The sequence below is a fragment of the Flavobacterium urumqiense genome (genome assembly GCF_900108015.1).
Classification (GTDB): domain Bacteria; phylum Bacteroidota; class Bacteroidia; order Flavobacteriales; family Flavobacteriaceae; genus Flavobacterium; species Flavobacterium urumqiense.
In genome coordinates, this window is record NZ_FNVP01000009.1 from 1 (window position 1) to 16,909 (window position 16,909).

Sequence of the window (16,909 nt, forward strand, 5' to 3'; positions counted from 1 at the left end):
TTCTTCTTGTTCTTGACATATTAGTGCTAATTTAAGGTTTTTATTCCTATCTAAATTAGTTGGGATATATTGTCCGAATTTTGGGGGTCAGCATAGTAAAATGCTGATTTACCTTTTATATAGGAGTAATTAATCCAATTAATTTTTAAATTACAGCACCTCAATTCTAGCAATATGTAATTGATAAATTTCTTCTTTTTTATTGCCAATCAAGAACGCAATTTCTTCTAAATTTGAGCCATCGTAATTCGGTATATCTAATTTACGCCCCCTAAAAGTGGGATGTAATTCGGAAATTGGAATTTTAATGGTTTGCCAATCGGTAGAAGTTCGAAACGAATACACATAAGAATGGGGATCAACACGATGGGACTTCACTCTAAATTGGTATTTTTTGCCATCTCCTTTAAGTAGAATACAAATAAATTTAGTTTTGCTTATCGTTATTGGTTCAAAAATATATTTTACCGAACAAAACCCGCCGTTACTATCTAATGATACGTGACCTTCAAAAGTTCCGTTTCCACGCTGATCGAGATAGAAATTGCTTTCTGATTTACCGCCCATTACTACATCATTGACAATTTTCCAACTAGTGATATCAGTATTTAAATTAAATTCGAAAATCAAAATAGGTTTCAATGTGGTTGTTTTTTAAATAATGTAAAATACATAAGTTCTTATTTTATCTGCAACAAATTTTTGTGAATCTAAAACCTGCAAAATCATCATGGTTTGTGCCCTAAATTTCCTTGCTATATAATCATGATTTAGGCAATGGTGCACCAACAGTAATATCGCATCTATGGTTTGTTTGACCATGTGGTGGGTTCATTCCCTCAGCAGTAGGTGTTGTAACAATTGGAGCTGTAGTGGCTTTTGTTGGATTAGTTGCAGCCGATTGACTTTGTTGGGAAGTTATTTGCTGTGTTACAGGAGTATTTTTAGCGGTGGCTACAGGAGAATTTAATGGTTGACCAACAGGAATATCGCAACGATGCAAGGGTTGACCATGCGCTGGATTCATTCCTTTGGCAACAGGACTTGGAGTTGCTGTGGCTTGATTTTGATTAACTACATTAGAATTTTGCTCTGCCTGAGACTTGATTGTAGATTGATTACGCATTTGTTTACCAACTTCAGTAAATGGAACCATGTTTGTTGGAGTAGCGCTATTTTGCGGCTCGACTTCTTTTTTGCAAGAAATTGACAATAGTGAGGATACTAGAAGGAGGCTTAAAAAAGATTTCATAGTCAGTTTTTTTATGTTACCGACTCAAATATAAGATTTTAATAATTTACTCCAAAGTAATAGATCTGATTTAATTCATTTTAATCTCTTTATGTTGAATGTCAATATTTAGAATTTCTAATGCAGCATTACTTTACATTCTCCTCTTTCACACTGGACAATGCTTTTTTAAAAATAGAATAATTTGTTTCTTTTCACAAGAACCAAGCGCACATATTTTCAAATCCACAAAATATATCTTACTTTAGCATTCCAATAAATTTCCTATATAATGATTAGCGAAGCACAATTCAATAACGAATTACAAATACTAATAAAAAATGCCATCCGGGAAGATGTTGGTCCTGGAGATTACAGCTCTTTGGCTTGTATTCCTGCAATTGCAACGGGTAAAGCTAAGTTGCTTGTAAAAGAGGACGGTATAATTGCCGGTGTGGCTTTTGCCAAAATGGTTTTTCAATTTGTAGATTCTAATTTGCAAATAGAAACTTTTATTGAAGATGGAACGCCAGTAAAAAAAGGTGATATTATCTTTCATGTTTCAGGAAGTTCACAATCCATCTTGAAATCGGAACGGGTTGTTTTGAATTCGATGCAAAGAATGTCGGCAATCGCTACCAAAACCAAAAAATATGTAAAGCTTTTGGAAGGAACCAATACTAAAATACTCGACACACGCAAAACGACACCTGGTTTCAGAGCTTGTGAGAAATGGGCAGTGAAAATCGGCGGAGGCGAAAACCATCGTTTTGCTTTGTATGATATGATTATGCTCAAGGACAATCACAACGATTTTGCGGGTGGAATCACTTTGGCAATAGCCAAAACCAAAGCATATCTGAAAGAAAATAAGCTGGATCTAAAAATCATTGTCGAAGCCAGAAACTTGGATGAAATCAAAGAAATCTTGGAGAGCGAAGGTGTTTATAGAATCTTGATAGACAATTTCAATTATGAAGACACTCGAAAAGCGGTAACTTTAATTGGAAACAAATGCTTAACGGAATCCTCAGGAAATATCAATGAAGAAACGATTCGTCATTACGCAGAATGTGGTGTAAATTATATATCATCGGGAGCCTTAACGCATTCTGTTTATAACATGGATTTGAGCCTAAAAGCAATATGAGTAAGGAAATAGAAGAAAGAATAGAAAGAATTCCCATAATAAGGAATCTTGTCCGCGGATTAAAAAAGATAAAACTCCCTTGGTTGCAGGGATTGTCGTTATATGATTTATTAGAATTGTATGGGTTAGGAATCGTCGAAAGCGCCTTGACCTATCATGCCAGTGCCATTGCATTTAGTTTTTTCATGGCATTATTTCCGTTTGCGCTATTCATTTTAAACTTGATTCCATACATTCCTATCGAAGGTTTTCAAAGTGATTTTCTTCAGTTTGTAAGACAAGGCGTTCCCCCAAATACCTATGATGCCATTTATAAAATTATAAATGATATTCTCCACAATAGCCATTCCGGATTATTATCTTCCGGTTTTATATTGTCTATTTTCTTGATGGCAAATGGATTGAATGGGATTCTTGGAGGTTTTGAGTCCTCTCGCCATGTCCTTGTCAAAAGAGGATTTATACATCAATACATAGTTGCTTTAGGCATGTCCTTATTGTTGTCATTGTTGTTGATAGTAACCATTTCAACAATTGTAGTTTTCGAAGTATTTATTCAAAAAACGGTCTTTAGCGATGTCAATCAATTGATTATTTTAGGGAGATATGCATTTGTAATTCTGATGATATTAGCCACTACCTCCATACTGTTTAAGTTTGGTACAAAACACGACAAAAACAGGGCTTTTATATCGATTGGTTCTGTTTTTACAACAATCCTAATACTATTGGATTCCTATATTTTTGGTATTTGGGTAATAAGATTTTCAAAATATAACGAATTGTATGGATCAATAGGTACATTATTAATCTTAATGTTCTACATTTGGATCAACTGTATGATATTACTTCTGGGATTCGAGTTAAACGCAACAGTAAACAAATTAAAAATCAAAAAAGAAGAATAGTTTTTAGGAGCTATTTCCTGCTGTCCGCTTCAATCTTTTTTCCGCCAAAAGGCGAATAAAAAGGATTTCCGCTTCCATCAGGGCTAAAAAAAAACCATTATGAAAAACAACATTTTAATTGTCGCAGCATTATTTTTTACAACCATTTTTTATGCTCAAAACCAAACCGTTATCGGAAAATGGAAAACTATCGACGACGAAACCGGTAAAGCAAAATCAATAGTTGAAATCTACGAAAAATCTGGAAAAATTTACGGAAAAGTGGTCGAAATACTAGACGTGGAGCATAAAAATAACGTGTGCAGCGAATGTTCGGGAAGTGATAAAAACAAACCAATTCTTGGAATGATAATCATAAAAGGATTGACAAAAGAAGGGGTTGACTATACGAATGGAAAAATCTTGGATCCTAAAAACGGAAAAAGCTACAAATGTACAGTCACTTTAGAATCTAAAGACAAACTTAAAGTCCGTGGATTTGTTGGAATTTCATTGTTTGGAAGAACACAATATTGGTACAGAGCAAAGTAGCAAAAAGTTTGTAAGTTATGAATTATTGGTTAATTCCAGAGCCATTAATTCATAACTTATAATTTCGAATCCTAATTTATAATTTAAAAATGTATTTCGTAGAAGTAATTTTACCGCTTTCGCTTGCCAAAACCTTTACTTACATGGTTTCTGAAGCCGAATTCCATTATCTAAAAAAAGGAATGCGTGTTGCAGTACCTTTTGGCAAAAGTAAAATTTACACGGCTTTAGTTATCGAAATTCACCAAAACAAACCTGAATTATACGAAGCTAAAGAAATCCATCAAATTCTTGACGAAAAACCTATTGTAACCGAGATCCAAATTGCACATTGGCAATGGATTGCTTCCTATTATATGTGTGCCATTGGTGATGTTTATCGTGGTGCAATGCCCAGTGCGCTATTACTGGAAAGCGAAACGCTAATTACTCACAAGGAAGATTTATTTGTAGACGAAAGTCTGCTTTCTGATGATGAATATCTGGTTTATCAGGCCTTGCAGCAACAAAATTCACTGAAAGTTCAGGATATTATATCAATTTTAAACAAGAAAAACATCTTTCCTGTAATTCAAAAACTGATTGATAAAAATATTTTGGTGCTACAGGAAGAAATGCTTGAAACCTATAAACCCAAATTAGTTCGGTACGTGCGATTGCATTCTAAATATGAATCGAATGCTGGATTAAGTGAATTGCTTGAAACACTAAAAAATGCCAACAAACAAAAGGAAATCGTATTAAGTTATTTTCAGTTGAGCGCTACGGAAAAGAAGCCGCTAACGGTAAAAAAACTGATCGAGGCAACCAATTCTTCTTCCGGTATTGTAAAAGCTTTAATCGAAAAAGAAATATTCGAGGATTATTTTCTTCAGGAAGACCGAGTAAATTTTAAAGGTAAAATAACGGATGAATTACTTCAATTAAGTACCACACAACAAACGGCCTTTGATGGGATTAAAGAAAATTTTACATTAAAAGAAGTTTGTCTTTTACACGGTGTAACTTCCAGCGGTAAAACCGAGATTTACATCAAACTCATCGAAGAATATATCGATTCAGGAAAACAAGTATTGTATTTGTTACCTGAAATTGCTTTGACGACTCAATTAGTGGGAAGGTTAAGAACTTATTTTGGTAATAAAGTAGCTGTTTATCATTCGAAATATAATAATAACGAGCGCGTCGAAGTTTGGAATCAAGTTTTACAGAATTCCGAAAAAGCCCAAATAGTGATAGGAGCGAGGTCAGCCTTATTTTTGCCCTTTCATAATCTGGGATTCATAATTGTAGACGAAGAGCACGAACAAACTTTCAAGCAAGTAGATCCAGCGCCGCGTTATCATGCACGCGATGCCGCCATCGTTTTAGCTCATTCGCATAAATCAAAGGTTTTATTAGGTTCTGCAACACCAAGCTTAGAAACGTATTTCAATGCCAAGTCGGGAAAATTTGGATTAGTAGAGATTTCAGAACGATTTGGAAACGTTATGATGCCAAATATTGAATTGGTAGATTTAAAAGATAAATATTTTCGCAAAAAAATGACAGGACATTTTAGCGATGTATTAATTGAGGAAATTACCAATGCATTATCATTAGGCGAACAAGTAATTTTATTTCAAAATAGAAGAGGCTATTCTCCAATAATAGAATGTATGACTTGTGGTCTTGTGCCACAGTGTCAACAATGTGACGTGAGTTTGACGTATCATAAGCATAAAAACCAATTGCGTTGCCATTATTGCGGTTATACAATGGCAAAACCGACTCATTGCCATTCTTGTTCCAGTGTTGATTTAGCTACAAAAGGCTTTGGAACAGAACAAATTGAACAGGAATTAATCGCTATTTTTCCAAGTGCAAAAACGGGAAGAATGGATCAGGATACAACAAGAGGGAAATTTGGTTTCGAGAAAATTATCGATAGTTTCAAGAATAGAGAAATAGATATTCTTGTAGGAACGCAAATGCTAGCCAAAGGATTGGATTTTGACAATGTGAGTTTAGTTGGGATCATGAATGCGGATAATATGTTGTATCATCCTGATTTCAGGGCTTTTGAGAGAAGTTTCCAAATGATGACACAAGTAGCTGGTCGTGCCGGACGTTCAGAGAAACAAGGAAAAGTAATTATACAAACCTATAATCCCAATCACAATACCATTCAGCAAGTAACCAATAATGATTATTTAGGAATGTATAATGAGCAATTGTATGACAGGCAAATCTATAAATACCCGCCTTATTTCAGAATCATTAAACTAACACTAAAACAGCGCGATTTTGATAAGTTAAAAGAAGGTTCTATGTGGTTGTATCAAGTATTGACTCAAAACTTGAATATGCAGGTACTAGGCCCTGAAGAGCCTGCGATTAGTAGAATTAGGAATGAATTTATACGAACAATAATTATTAAAATTCCACAAGAAACTTCAATTACGACCACAAAAAAAACTATTCAAAAGATTCTGAATAGTTTTGAGGCTGTTGCTCAATACAGAGCTATAAAAGTTACGCTAAATGTTGATTTTTATTAAAAGTAGTTTTTTATGCAAATGATAATGCTTTAACTAAATCTTCTTTTTTATTTCGGCTTAAAGGAATTTTTGTAATTCCAATTTCAGCAAATTTACTATTGAAACGTTCTACTTTGTCAATATTGATAATGTATGATTTATGTACTCTGATGAATTTTTCTTTAGATAAGTCATTTTCAAAAGATTTCATGGTAGAAAGCACCAGATTACTATCTTCTTCGGTAACTACTCTAACGTAATCTCCAAAAGCTTCAATCCACTTTATTTTTGAAGTATAAATTTTTAGTTTTTTTAAATTGCTTTTAATGAAAATATGATCGCCTTCTTCTTCTTTATTTTCTTTTTTGAGTGCATGTAGATCTATTGCCCTTCTCACCGATGCATTGAATCGATCGATGGCAATTGGTTTTTGCAAATAGTCAGTGGCGTCATAATCAAATGCTTTCATTGCATACTCTGCCTTGGATGTAATGAAAATTATTTGTGGTTTTATTTTTAAACCATCTAAAAAATCAAAACCACTGATAACAGGCATTTCAATATCTAAAAATATTAAATCTACATTGTGCACAGACATGCAGCTTCTAGCTTCAATCGCGTTCGAAAAATCCCCAATTAAATGTAAGTTTGTGTGATTATTGACTAACTTTGCGATAATCATTCTTTGAATGGAACTATCATCAACTATTACGCAATTAAGTTTCATAATTTTTTTATTTTAGATTTGGATTAGTAAATTTAACATTAAATTATTAATAAAGCTAATAGCAATCTTTTTTTTTTGCTGTATAACGATTAAAGCAAAATAACGCTTGTTTATATAAAACAATTTGCTACTTTTGCAGCCAATTTAACAAATAAATACATATTTATGAATCATTATGAAACTGTTTTCATTTTAAATCCCGTTTTATCTGAAGTTCAGGTAAAGGAAACAGTAAGCAAATTTGAAGATTTTCTTACTAGTCGTGGAGCTGAAATGGTATCGAAAGAAGACTGGGGTCTTAAAAAGATGGCTTACGAAATTCAAAACAAAAAAAGTGGTTTCTACCATTTATTTGAATTTAAAGTAGCAGGAGAAGTTCTTATTGCTTTTGAAACTGAATTTAGACGTGACGAAAGAGTAATGCGTTTCTTAACTGTAAGTTTAGATAAACACGCTATTTCTTGGGCTGAAAGAAGAAGAACTAAATTAAAATCTACAAAAGCTTAATTATCATGGCAACATTACAACAATCGGCTTCAGGAAAAAAAGACGGGGATATCAGATATCTTACGCCTTTGAACATAGAAACAAACAAACAAAAAAAGTATTGTCGTTTCAAAAAATCAGGTATCAAATATATTGATTATAAAGATGCTGATTTCTTATTGAAATTTGTGAATGAACAAGGGAAAATTCTTCCTCGTCGTTTAACAGGAACTTCATTAAAGTACCAAAGGAAAGTGTCTGTAGCTGTAAAAAGAGCGCGTCACATAGCATTAATGCCATATGTGGCTGATTTACTAAAATAAAAATTTAACTCAGTTGTTGGTTTTCTGAAACATGAAACCTAACTTCTATAACAAAGGACAACAACATGGAACTTATTTTAAGAAAAGACGTTCAAAATTTAGGCTTTAAAGATGATATTGTAGTGGTAAAAAATGGTTACGGTCGTAACTTTTTAATCCCACAAGGTCACGCACATTTAGCAACTTCTTCTGCAAAGAAAGTGTTAGCTGAAAATCTAAAACAAAGAGCTCATAAAGAAGAAAAAGTAGTAAACGACGCTAAAGCATTGGCTGAAGCTTTGAAAGCTATTGAAATCAAAATTTTCGCGAAAGCAGGTGGTGAAAAATTATTCGGTTCAATCACGAATATTGATATCGCTGAAGCATTAGCAAAAGGTGGTCAAGTAATTGACAGAAAATTTATTACTAGTGGAATTGTTAAACGTACAGGAAAATATGCTGCTAACGTTAGATTACACAGAGATGTAATAGTTGAATTGCCTTACGAAATTGTTGCTGAAAAATAACATTTAGTTAACAATTTGTTAATAAATTATAAAAACCACTCTTAGGAGTGGTTTTTTTTTTGCCTAATTTTGCAGAAAATAAATCAGAAATAAAATATGAAAAAAGTTATTAGTTTATTATTTTTTGTGCTTTCTATTCACACGATGATTGCACAAACGACTACATCTAGTATTAAGGGAATTGTAAGAAGCTCGACGGCTGACTTACTGCAGGGAGCAACAGTTTTAGCAGTTCATACTCCAACAGGATCTAAGTATTCTGCGCTGTCAAACGCTGATGGAAGGTTCAATTTGTTAAATATGAGAATTGGCGGACCCTATAAAATCACGGTTACTTATGTAGGATTTCAAAATCAAGAATTTAATGATGTTTATCTTGAATTAGGTAAAGCATTTAGTTTGGACATCCTCTTGCAAGATGAAAGTCAAAAATTACAAGAAGTAAAAGTTACTGGTGCTAAAAATAAAGTTTTTGCAAGCGGAAGAACAGGTGCTGAAACTACAATTGGTCGAAGAGAATTAGCGACTTTGCCATCTATCTCAAGATCTGCTGAGGATTTTACACGTTTAGAGCCTTCAGCAAGTGGCGGTTCTTTTGGTGGTAGAAATGATCAGTATAATAGTTATTCACTGAATGGGGCGGTATTTAATAATCCTTTCGGATTAGATGCAGCTACTCCAGGAGGGCAAACAAATTCACAACCTATTTCATTAGACGCTATTGATCAAATTCAGATTGCCACTGCTCCTTACGATGTAACATTATCTGGGTTTACAGGAGCTTCTGTGAATGCAGTTACAAAGTCTGGAACTAATGAATTTCATGGAACGGCTTACTCATTTTACAGAAACCAGGATTTAACCGGAAGTAAAGTTAATGGAGAAAAAATATTTGTTCCTTCATTGGAACAAACTCAAGCAGGTGTAAGTATTGGAGGTCCAATTGTGAAAGATAAATTATTCTTTTTTGCCAATTATGAAATTGATAAAAGAAGTGATTTAGGATCAAGTGTTGTTGCTAATGATGGGAACAGTACAACTGGGGTAAATGAGTCGAGAGTTTCAGCTACTGATTTAATGCATGTTTCTACAGAATTAGGTAAGTTAGGATATAATACGGGTGCTTATCAAGGTTTTACTCATAACTCAGATTCGAATAAAGGAATTATCAAATTCGATTGGAATATAAATGATAATAATAAATTAGCCGTTATTTATAATTTTCTAGATGCTTCAAAAGATAAGCCAGCGCATCCTACTGCAATTTTCCGCAGAGGACCTGACATAAATACAATGCAATTTGAAAAATCAGGTTACCAAATTAATAATCAAATTCAATCTTTTTTAGTTGAATTGAACTCTAAATTTAGTGAAACGGTAACAAATAAATTACAGGCAGGATACACGCATTTTAATGATTTCAGAAAACCATTTTCTGCACCAGCTCCAGTTATTACTATAACAAAAGATGGATCTCCTTATATTATTGCAGGGCATGAGCCATTCTCAATCAACAATAAATTAGATCAAAAAGTAATTCAAATAACAGATAATTTAAATATTGTAAAAGGAAATCATACTTACACAGCAGGCTTTTCTTTTGAAAAGTTCATTTTCAAAAATTCATTTAATTTAAAAGGATATGGTTTTGATGTTTTTGGTAGTGTTAATATGGCTGGCTTCGATGCAAATATCGCAAACGGGTATTATGCTTCAGCAATTGCCGCGGCACAAACTACTTTTGAGGCAAAAAACAAATTAGAAGATGGTGCTAATGGTGGTTGGAATCTAGCTGAAACTACTGTTGGTCAATTAGCATTTTATGTTCAGGACGAGTGGAATATCAATGATAATTTCAAATTAATATATGGATTAAGAGCTGATAAACCTCTTTATTTCAATACTTCTGAATTAATTCAGAAATTTATTGACACAGATAATTCTGAAGGATACGTTCCTACAATTAATTATTACAATCCAAAAGATGGTAGTGTTGTAAATTTTGATTCTACAAAATTACCTGGAAACGCATTACTATGGTCACCTAGAGTAGGGTTCAACTGGGATGTAAATGGGAATAAGGTAACACAATTACGTGGAGGTTCTGGTATTTTTACTGGGAAACTTCCATTTGTTTGGGTAGGAAATCAAGTAGGAGGTACAGATCCATTTTTCTATGAAATGGTTAATAATGATTTTAAATTTCCTCAAGTTTGGAGAACAAGTTTAGGTATTGATCATAAATTCGAAAACAATTATATACTTACAGTAGATATGTCTTATAACAAGGATTTAAATGCTGTTCATGTTCAAGATTGGGGATTGAAAAAACCAACAAGCCAATTAGTAGGTGCAGACAACAGACCAATTTATGGATCTAATGACTATGGTACTTGGAATGAATACGGTTTTCCTGCAAGAGCACACGCGTATGTATTGACTAATTCAAAAAAAGGTAGTGCATTCAATGGTTCTGTAAAAGTGCAAAAGACTTTTGATAATGGATTATTTGCTAGTTTAGCCTATAACTATTTGAAATCTAAAGATGTTAATTCAATAGAAGCTGAGATTACAGGTGATGCTTTTAATTTCAATCCTGCTTTAGGGAATGTAAACAATGATGTTCTTTCAAATTCGAAATATGGTGATACACATCGATTTATCGGAGTGGGTTCTAAAAAATGGAAATACGGGACCAACGACAAATGGGCAACTACTGTTTCTACTTTCTTTGAATACGCTCAAGGCGGTCGTTTTAACTATACTTATGGAGGCGATATTAACAATGATGGTTCTGGGGCTAATGATTTAATTTTTATTCCTACAACTGCTCAAATCAATACTATGATTTTTTCTGGAGCCGGACAAGGTGCCGCTTTTGATAAATTCATCAGTCAGGATGATTACTTAAATGGTAGAAGAGGACAGTATGTTGAGCGTTACGGTGCTTTATCGCCTTGGAGAGGAAAATGGGATCTTAAATTAATGCAAGATTATAACTTTAAAATCTCTTCCGCTTCAGATAAAAAGAATACTATTCAATTTAGTGTTGATGTATTGAACTTAGGGAATTTATTAAATTCTGATTGGGGATTGGTTCAAGTACCTACAAGTGTACAACCAATTGGGGTTTCGGTTAATCAAACTACAAATGTACCAACCTATACATTTAATGGTACCCAGACTAAAACTTTCAACTATGATGCTAGTTTAGCTTCAAGATGGCAAGCGCAGTTTGGAATTAGATATATATTCTAAATTATTATTATTAAATTATGAAAGCCTTCTTGAAAAAGAAGGCTTTTTTTTGGTTTAAAAAATCTAAATTTGCACCGGAAATTAAATGCCAAAAAAAACTTTATTTCTTAGCGCCCTTCGGGTAAAAATTATAACAATGAAATACTCTAGATTAACAAAAGAACAATTTGAAGAGTTGAATCAGGAATTCAGCACATTCTTAGCTACTCAAGCAATTGATAAAGCGGAATGGGATAAAATTAAAGCTGAAAAACCAGAAGTGGCTGAACAGGAATTAGACGTTTTCTCTGATTTGATTTGGGAAGGAGTTCTTTCAAAAGCAACTTATTTAGAACATTTTTCTAAGAATCACATCTTCCTTTTTGAATGCTTTGATACTCACGTACAATCAATCGTTCTAAAATCATTGGTTCCCGAAACTGATTTTTTGACCAGAGAAGGATTGCAATGGCTTAGCGATAATATGTTTACCGAAACCATTGAAATGAAAACCGGGAAAAAAGAATTTACAGAGGAGCGCAATACTTCGATTTTCGCTTTAATTCAGCAAGGTGCTTTTTTGAGTGATGGTCTTTTATACAAACAAATAAATTCGATTATAGAATCGTAATTATAGTGCTATTTCTTTTAAATTAGTTATTTTAATACACTTTTTCAAAAACTAAAATACCCAATTTTTATTTTCTATGGATATTCAAAATACAATTCAAACATTAAGCAAAGAATTAAATCAACACAATTATAATTATTACGTGTTGGATAAACCAATAATATCCGATTATGAATTTGATTTAAAATTAAAGGAACTCCAAAATTTAGAAAATAAATATCCAGAATACTTTGATGAAAATTCTCCTACGCAACGAGTGGGTGGTACGATTACAAAAAACTTTCAAACCGTTCCTCATGAACACCGAATGTATTCTCTTGATAATTCCTATTCTAAAGAAGAATTAGTAGATTGGGAAAAACGCATTCAAAAAGTTCTCGGAGAAGTTCCATTAGAATATACCTGCGAATTAAAATATGATGGTGCATCAATCAGTATTACTTACGAAAACGGAAAATTAAAAAGAGCTGTGACTCGTGGCGATGGTTTTCAAGGGGATGATGTGACTAATAATATCAAAACCATAAAATCAATTCCATTAAGGATAAAAGGCAATTTTCCTTCTACATTTGATGTTCGTGGTGAAATCATTTTACCATTTGCCGGTTTCGAAAAAATGAACCAAGACTTAATTGAAATTGGTGAATTACCGTATTCAAATCCCAGAAATACCGCTTCGGGAAGTTTGAAATTACAAGACAGTGCAGAAGTTGCAAAAAGGCCATTGGATTGCTTACTATATTTTTTAATTGGAAATAAATTACCGTTCAATTCTCAGTTTGATGGATTAGAAACGGCCAGACAATGGGGATTTAAAGTACCCAAAGAAGCAAAATTAGCTGGTAATTTAGAAGATGTTTTTGAATTTATAGATTATTGGGACATCCACAGACATCAACTTCCTTATGAAACGGATGGAGTAGTGGTAAAAGTAAATTCTTTTCATTTTCAGGATGAATTGGGTTTTACAGCCAAATCACCTCGATGGGCAATTGCTTACAAATTCAAATCAGAACAAGTTTCAACAAAGTTACTTTCCATTTCATACCAAGTCGGAAGGACAGGAGCGATTACGCCAGTGGCAAATTTAGAACCGGTGCAATTAGCGGGAACAGTAGTAAAGCGCGCTTCCTTGCATAATGCGGATCAAATGGAGAAATTAGACATACGTGTTGGCGATACTGTTTTTGTAGAAAAAGGAGGAGAGATTATTCCTAAAATTATTGCAGTTGATTTGACAAAACGTCCAGAGACTTCAGAACCTACAAAATACATCACCCATTGTCCGGAATGCGATACGCAGTTAGTAAGAGGTGAAGGCGAGGCAAATCATTATTGTCCTAATTTTTGTGGTTGTCCACCACAAATTATTGGAAGAATTCAACATTACATTTCACGAAAAGCCATGGATATTGAAGGTCTTGGCGGAGAAACGGTAGCGCTTCTCTTCAATAATGGATTAGTACATAATTATGCTGATTTGTATGAATTGACGGTGGAACAAATTCTGCCTTTGGAAAGAATGGCTCAAAAATCGGCAGAGAATTTAGTGAAAGGGGTAGAGAATTCAAAGAATATTCCTTTTGAAAGGGTCTTGTATGCTATTGGAATCCGTTTTGTGGGAGAAACGGTGGCTAAGAAATTAGCGAAACATTATAAAAGTATTGATGCGTTAAGTCAGGCTGCTTTGATGGATTTGGTTTTGGTGGATGAAATTGGAGATCGCATTGCACAAAGTGTGATTGATTTTTTTGAAAATAAAGAAAATAAAATTATCATTGAAAGATTAAAAAGTTACGGAATTCAATTTGAAATTATTGAAAAAGTAAATCCAAATGCAACCAACAAACTGTCAGGAAAAACTTTTGTAGTTTCAGGTGTTTTCGAAAAATATTCAAGGGATGATTTGAAAAAAGCAATTGAAGATAACGGTGGGAAAGTGGGAAGTTCTATTTCGGCAAAAACGGATTATGTTGTTGCAGGAGATAGTATGGGACCGGCAAAATTAGAAAAAGCAAATAAACTAAATGTGCCAATAATTTCCGAAGATGATTTTATGATATTGATAAATGAAAGCTAAAACACCATCTCTTTTACTTTATTTTTTAGCTTGTATTCTGACTGTGGTACTAACTTTAGTAGGGCAAGAATCATATTTGCTCTACACAAAATCTCTTTTATTATCCTCCATTTTTATATATTATCTAACTACAAATAATTATAAAATTGATTTAATAAAAGGTGGCATTTTTATATTTTCTTTTATAGGAGACGTTTTTGTTTTGATGCGATATGTAGATTCAGAAATTGGCTCAGTACTCAGTTTTTTGATTGTTTATTTACTGCTGATTATTCATCTTGTGAGAGGATTGAAAAAGATAAAGTTTGATAAAATAGATCTATTATCTTTGATAAGTATAATAATTGTAATGATTGTTTTATCGATTACTATTTTAAGCTTGCCATTTGAGAATATGAAAACAGATTTTTCAATTATTGTAATTTACAGTATCGTACTGAGCATTTTGATTTGCATATCGGTTATAAAATATATTATAAAAAGCAATTTCGCTTTTCTAAATTTACTTCTAATGTCGTTGTGTTTTTTGCTTTCGGATATATTTTATGTTTTAAATGGATTTTACTTATCACTTTCCGCTTTTAGTTTAATCGAAATAAGCACTCAGGTATTTTCGTATTTTTTTATGGTAAATTACTTTATTGCAAATGACAAATCTGTACGAAAATTAAACAATAATTGATGTTCCTTTAAATGAATTTTGCTTGTCATTATCCAAATAAAAATCGATTCTACCCAAATTAATTCCGTAACAACCCACTTGATTTACTAAAACGTCTTTGCCAGCAAGATTTTTTACAACAGTAGGTTTATCAAGAAAAGTATGGGTGTGTCCACCAATTATCAAGTCAATATCTTGGGTAATTGCCGCTAATTTTAAATCACAAAGTTTATTGGGTTCGTCTTTATAATTGTATCCCAAATGCGACAAGCAAATTACTAAATCACATTTTTTTTCTTTCTTTAATATGCGAACCATATCTTGTGCAGCTTCAACAGGATTATTATATACCGTTTCTTTATACATTGCTTTATCTACCAAACCATTCAATTCAATGCCGAGTCCAAAAACACCCACTTTGATTCCATTTTTATTGAAAATTTTATAAGGTTTTACTAGGCCATTCATAACCGTATTTTTAAAATCATAATTTGCCGACACGAATTCAAACGTAGCATGAGGCATTTGGGCATACAATCCTTCAACTCCATTGTCAAAATCATGATTGCCTATAGTCGAAAGATCATACTTCATCATACTCATCAATTTGAACTCTAATTCACCGCCATAATAGTTAAAATAGGGCGTTCCCTGAAATATATCACCGGCATCAAGTAACAATACATTTGGATTTTCCTTTCTAATTGTTTCAATTAAAGCAGCTCTTCGAACAACACCTCCCATATTTGGGTTTCTGGGATGATTTGCAGGAAACGGGTCAATATAACTGTGCACGTCATTGGTATGCAGAATCGTCAGATGTTTAGTTTCCTTAGATTCAAAACTGCTCAAAGATAAACCTAAACTTAACAATGCCGTGGTGGCTGCTGTTTTTTCTATAAAAACTCTTCTTTTCATTTTTTTATTTTTTTGAAGCTATTTCCCGCTTTCCGTTGCAATCTTTTTATCCGCCGAAAAGGCAGATAAAAAGGATTTTCACTTCACTCGGGGCTAGGGCTATATATTTAAGGAACTATTTTCTGGCGATTCAAAATGAATGCTGAGAATGAACCCTGATTTTATTCAACAGTAATTCTGACATCATTTACCACAGGAATTGTATCTACTTCTTTGAAATAATCAATCAGAATATTTCGCAATTTGTAATCCAAATCAAATTTCTGAACTCCTTTTTTAAAGAAACTCATATTGTCACCACCATTTGATAAATAATCATTGGTACCTACATAATAAATTTTGTTTCTTTCAATCGATTTTCCTTGAACTAATATATTTTTAGCAACATTGTCTTTGCCTATTGTAAAAGTAATTCCGGAGATTGGATGTGGTTTTTTTTCGGCGATAAAATAGTCAACCAATTCAAGAATGTGTTCTCCTTTCAAAGCTATAACAACCATAGTGTTTTCAAAAGGCATGATTTCAAAAGCCGTTCTGCTCGTAACATTCCCTTTTGGAAGAATAGACCGAATGCCACCATTATTGAGTAAACAAATATCGATATTCTTTTTTTCTCTGGCATTAAATACTAGGTTGCCTCGCTTAAGTGTAACGTCAGCTATTAAATTTCCAATAGTTGTTTGCCATTTACCAGAACTTTTGTCTAATGTTACAGGACAATAGGCTAGAACACTGTCTAAATCTTTATTAATATGTTCTCTATACGGTTTAATGAAGTTATCAATTTGCTTGGACTGTTCGCTCGGATTAGGAACTAGATTTCCCTTTTCTGTAACGGGAATTTGTTTGCCTTCTATTTTAGAAACATGATAATTTTGTTTGCTGCAGGAGAAAATAAAAACAAATGTTAAGAATATAACAAAAAGTTTTAAAACATAGTTATACTTTTTTAGTTTTACCATTTTAAATGCGACTTAATTAATTAATTTTGTAATAAAGTA

The 16,909-nt window shown here is 33.0% G+C and carries 16 protein-coding genes; 11 read left to right on the plus strand and 5 right to left on the minus strand.

The genetic code is table 11. From position 1 onward, the window contains the following. Positions 1-150 precede the first annotated feature (150 nt). A complete protein-coding gene (locus C4S35_RS11125; RefSeq protein ID WP_244175260.1) occupies positions 151-642 on the minus strand; it encodes a CIA30 family protein in 492 nt (163 codons plus the stop codon). Between the two features lie 121 nt (positions 643-763). Next, positions 764-1,252 (minus strand): hypothetical protein, encoded by a 489-nt coding sequence (locus C4S35_RS11130; protein WP_104000239.1) that lies wholly within the window; start codon positions 1,250-1,252, stop codon positions 764-766. A gap of 271 nt (positions 1,253-1,523) precedes the next feature. Between C4S35_RS11130 and nadC the strand changes: the two genes are divergently transcribed. From nadC to priA, 4 genes are all read left to right on the plus strand, one after another. Then, entirely contained in the window at positions 1,524-2,381 is an 858-nt protein-coding gene (nadC, locus tag C4S35_RS11135; protein WP_104000240.1) for a carboxylating nicotinate-nucleotide diphosphorylase, read from the plus strand. After that, positions 2,378-3,289: a YihY/virulence factor BrkB family protein gene (locus C4S35_RS11140; protein WP_104000241.1), complete on the plus strand. Its 912-nt coding sequence runs from the start codon at positions 2,378-2,380 to the stop codon at positions 3,287-3,289. Before nadC ends, C4S35_RS11140 begins: the two co-directional genes overlap by 4 nt. Before the next feature lie 99 nt (positions 3,290-3,388). Continuing rightward, positions 3,389-3,820, plus strand: a complete 432-nt coding sequence (locus C4S35_RS11145) for a DUF2147 domain-containing protein (protein WP_104000242.1) — start codon at positions 3,389-3,391, stop codon at positions 3,818-3,820. 89 nt (positions 3,821-3,909) lie between these two features. Beyond that, on the plus strand, positions 3,910-6,360 hold the full coding sequence (gene priA, locus C4S35_RS11150; RefSeq protein WP_104000243.1) for a replication restart helicase PriA: 2,451 nt from the start codon (positions 3,910-3,912) through the stop codon (positions 6,358-6,360). Between the two features lie 10 nt (positions 6,361-6,370). Here the strand turns inward: priA and C4S35_RS11155 are convergent, their stop codons facing one another. Continuing rightward, positions 6,371-7,066, minus strand: coding sequence for a LytR/AlgR family response regulator transcription factor (locus C4S35_RS11155; RefSeq protein WP_104000244.1), 696 nt, complete (start codon positions 7,064-7,066; stop codon positions 6,371-6,373). A 165-nt stretch (positions 7,067-7,231) separates the two neighbouring features. Here C4S35_RS11155 and rpsF point away from each other — a divergent pair, with 165 nt between their 5' ends. The 7 genes from rpsF (at position 7,232) to C4S35_RS11190 (ending at position 15,011) form a co-directional block, all read left to right on the plus strand. Beyond that, positions 7,232-7,573 carry a 30S ribosomal protein S6 gene (rpsF, locus tag C4S35_RS11160; protein WP_035671622.1) on the plus strand — a complete coding sequence of 114 codons (342 nt, stop codon included), beginning with the start codon at positions 7,232-7,234 and terminating at the stop codon, positions 7,571-7,573. 5 nt (positions 7,574-7,578) lie between these two features. Beyond that, a complete protein-coding gene (rpsR, locus tag C4S35_RS11165; RefSeq protein ID WP_073206367.1) occupies positions 7,579-7,875 on the plus strand; it encodes a 30S ribosomal protein S18 in 297 nt (98 codons plus the stop codon). 65 nt (positions 7,876-7,940) lie between these two features. Further along, the gene (rplI, locus tag C4S35_RS11170; RefSeq protein WP_104000245.1) at positions 7,941-8,381 is read left to right on the plus strand and encodes a 50S ribosomal protein L9; all 441 of its coding nucleotides are present in this window, start codon (positions 7,941-7,943) and stop codon (positions 8,379-8,381) included. A 96-nt stretch (positions 8,382-8,477) separates the two neighbouring features. Continuing rightward, positions 8,478-11,639, plus strand: a complete 3,162-nt coding sequence (locus tag C4S35_RS11175) for a TonB-dependent receptor (RefSeq protein WP_104000246.1) — start codon at positions 8,478-8,480, stop codon at positions 11,637-11,639. 136 nt (positions 11,640-11,775) lie between these two features. Continuing rightward, on the plus strand, positions 11,776-12,249 hold the full coding sequence (locus tag C4S35_RS11180) for a DUF6495 family protein (protein WP_104000393.1): 474 nt from the start codon (positions 11,776-11,778) through the stop codon (positions 12,247-12,249). Positions 12,250-12,325: 76 nt separating this feature from the next. Then, complete coding sequence (gene ligA / locus C4S35_RS11185; RefSeq protein WP_104000247.1) at positions 12,326-14,329, plus strand: NAD-dependent DNA ligase LigA; 2,004 nt, start codon at positions 12,326-12,328, stop codon at positions 14,327-14,329. Beyond that, positions 14,319-15,011 (plus strand): lysoplasmalogenase family protein, encoded by a 693-nt coding sequence (locus C4S35_RS11190; protein WP_104000248.1) that lies wholly within the window; start codon positions 14,319-14,321, stop codon positions 15,009-15,011. Before ligA ends, C4S35_RS11190 begins: the two co-directional genes overlap by 11 nt. On the opposite strand, the gene C4S35_RS11195 is transcribed toward C4S35_RS11190, so the two are convergent. Together C4S35_RS11195 and C4S35_RS11200 are read right to left on the minus strand one after the other, a co-directional pair. Next, a complete protein-coding gene (locus C4S35_RS11195; RefSeq protein ID WP_104000249.1) occupies positions 14,997-15,908 on the minus strand; it encodes a bifunctional metallophosphatase/5'-nucleotidase in 912 nt (303 codons plus the stop codon). The two genes, C4S35_RS11190 and C4S35_RS11195, sit on opposite strands and share 15 nt — an antisense overlap. A gap of 161 nt (positions 15,909-16,069) precedes the next feature. Next, entirely contained in the window at positions 16,070-16,870 is an 801-nt protein-coding gene (locus tag C4S35_RS11200) for a 5'-nucleotidase C-terminal domain-containing protein (RefSeq protein WP_104000250.1), read from the minus strand. Positions 16,871-16,909 lie beyond the last annotated feature (39 nt).

What these genes read in the sequence shown, in the direction of transcription:
- C4S35_RS11130 (WP_104000239.1), bottom strand. Translation starts at nt 1,252, where the DNA reads ATGAAATCTTTTTTAAGCCTCCTTCTAGTATCCTCACTATTGTCAATT.
- nadC (WP_104000240.1), top strand. Translation starts at nt 1,524, where the DNA reads ATGATTAGCGAAGCACAATTCAATAACGAATTACAAATACTAATAAAA.
- C4S35_RS11140 (WP_104000241.1), top strand. Translation starts at nt 2,378, where the DNA reads ATGAGTAAGGAAATAGAAGAAAGAATAGAAAGAATTCCCATAATAAGG.
- C4S35_RS11145 (WP_104000242.1), top strand. Translation starts at nt 3,389, where the DNA reads ATGAAAAACAACATTTTAATTGTCGCAGCATTATTTTTTACAACCATT.
- priA (WP_104000243.1), top strand. Translation starts at nt 3,910, where the DNA reads ATGTATTTCGTAGAAGTAATTTTACCGCTTTCGCTTGCCAAAACCTTT.
- C4S35_RS11155 (WP_104000244.1), bottom strand. Translation starts at nt 7,066, where the DNA reads ATGAAACTTAATTGCGTAATAGTTGATGATAGTTCCATTCAAAGAATG.
- rpsF (WP_035671622.1), top strand. Translation starts at nt 7,232, where the DNA reads ATGAATCATTATGAAACTGTTTTCATTTTAAATCCCGTTTTATCTGAA.
- rpsR (WP_073206367.1), top strand. Translation starts at nt 7,579, where the DNA reads ATGGCAACATTACAACAATCGGCTTCAGGAAAAAAAGACGGGGATATC.
- rplI (WP_104000245.1), top strand. Translation starts at nt 7,941, where the DNA reads ATGGAACTTATTTTAAGAAAAGACGTTCAAAATTTAGGCTTTAAAGAT.
- C4S35_RS11175 (WP_104000246.1), top strand. Translation starts at nt 8,478, where the DNA reads ATGAAAAAAGTTATTAGTTTATTATTTTTTGTGCTTTCTATTCACACG.
- C4S35_RS11180 (WP_104000393.1), top strand. Translation starts at nt 11,776, where the DNA reads ATGAAATACTCTAGATTAACAAAAGAACAATTTGAAGAGTTGAATCAG.
- ligA (WP_104000247.1), top strand. Translation starts at nt 12,326, where the DNA reads ATGGATATTCAAAATACAATTCAAACATTAAGCAAAGAATTAAATCAA.
- C4S35_RS11190 (WP_104000248.1), top strand. Translation starts at nt 14,319, where the DNA reads ATGAAAGCTAAAACACCATCTCTTTTACTTTATTTTTTAGCTTGTATT.
- C4S35_RS11195 (WP_104000249.1), bottom strand. Translation starts at nt 15,908, where the DNA reads ATGAAAAGAAGAGTTTTTATAGAAAAAACAGCAGCCACCACGGCATTG.
- C4S35_RS11200 (WP_104000250.1), bottom strand. Translation starts at nt 16,870, where the DNA reads ATGGTAAAACTAAAAAAGTATAACTATGTTTTAAAACTTTTTGTTATA.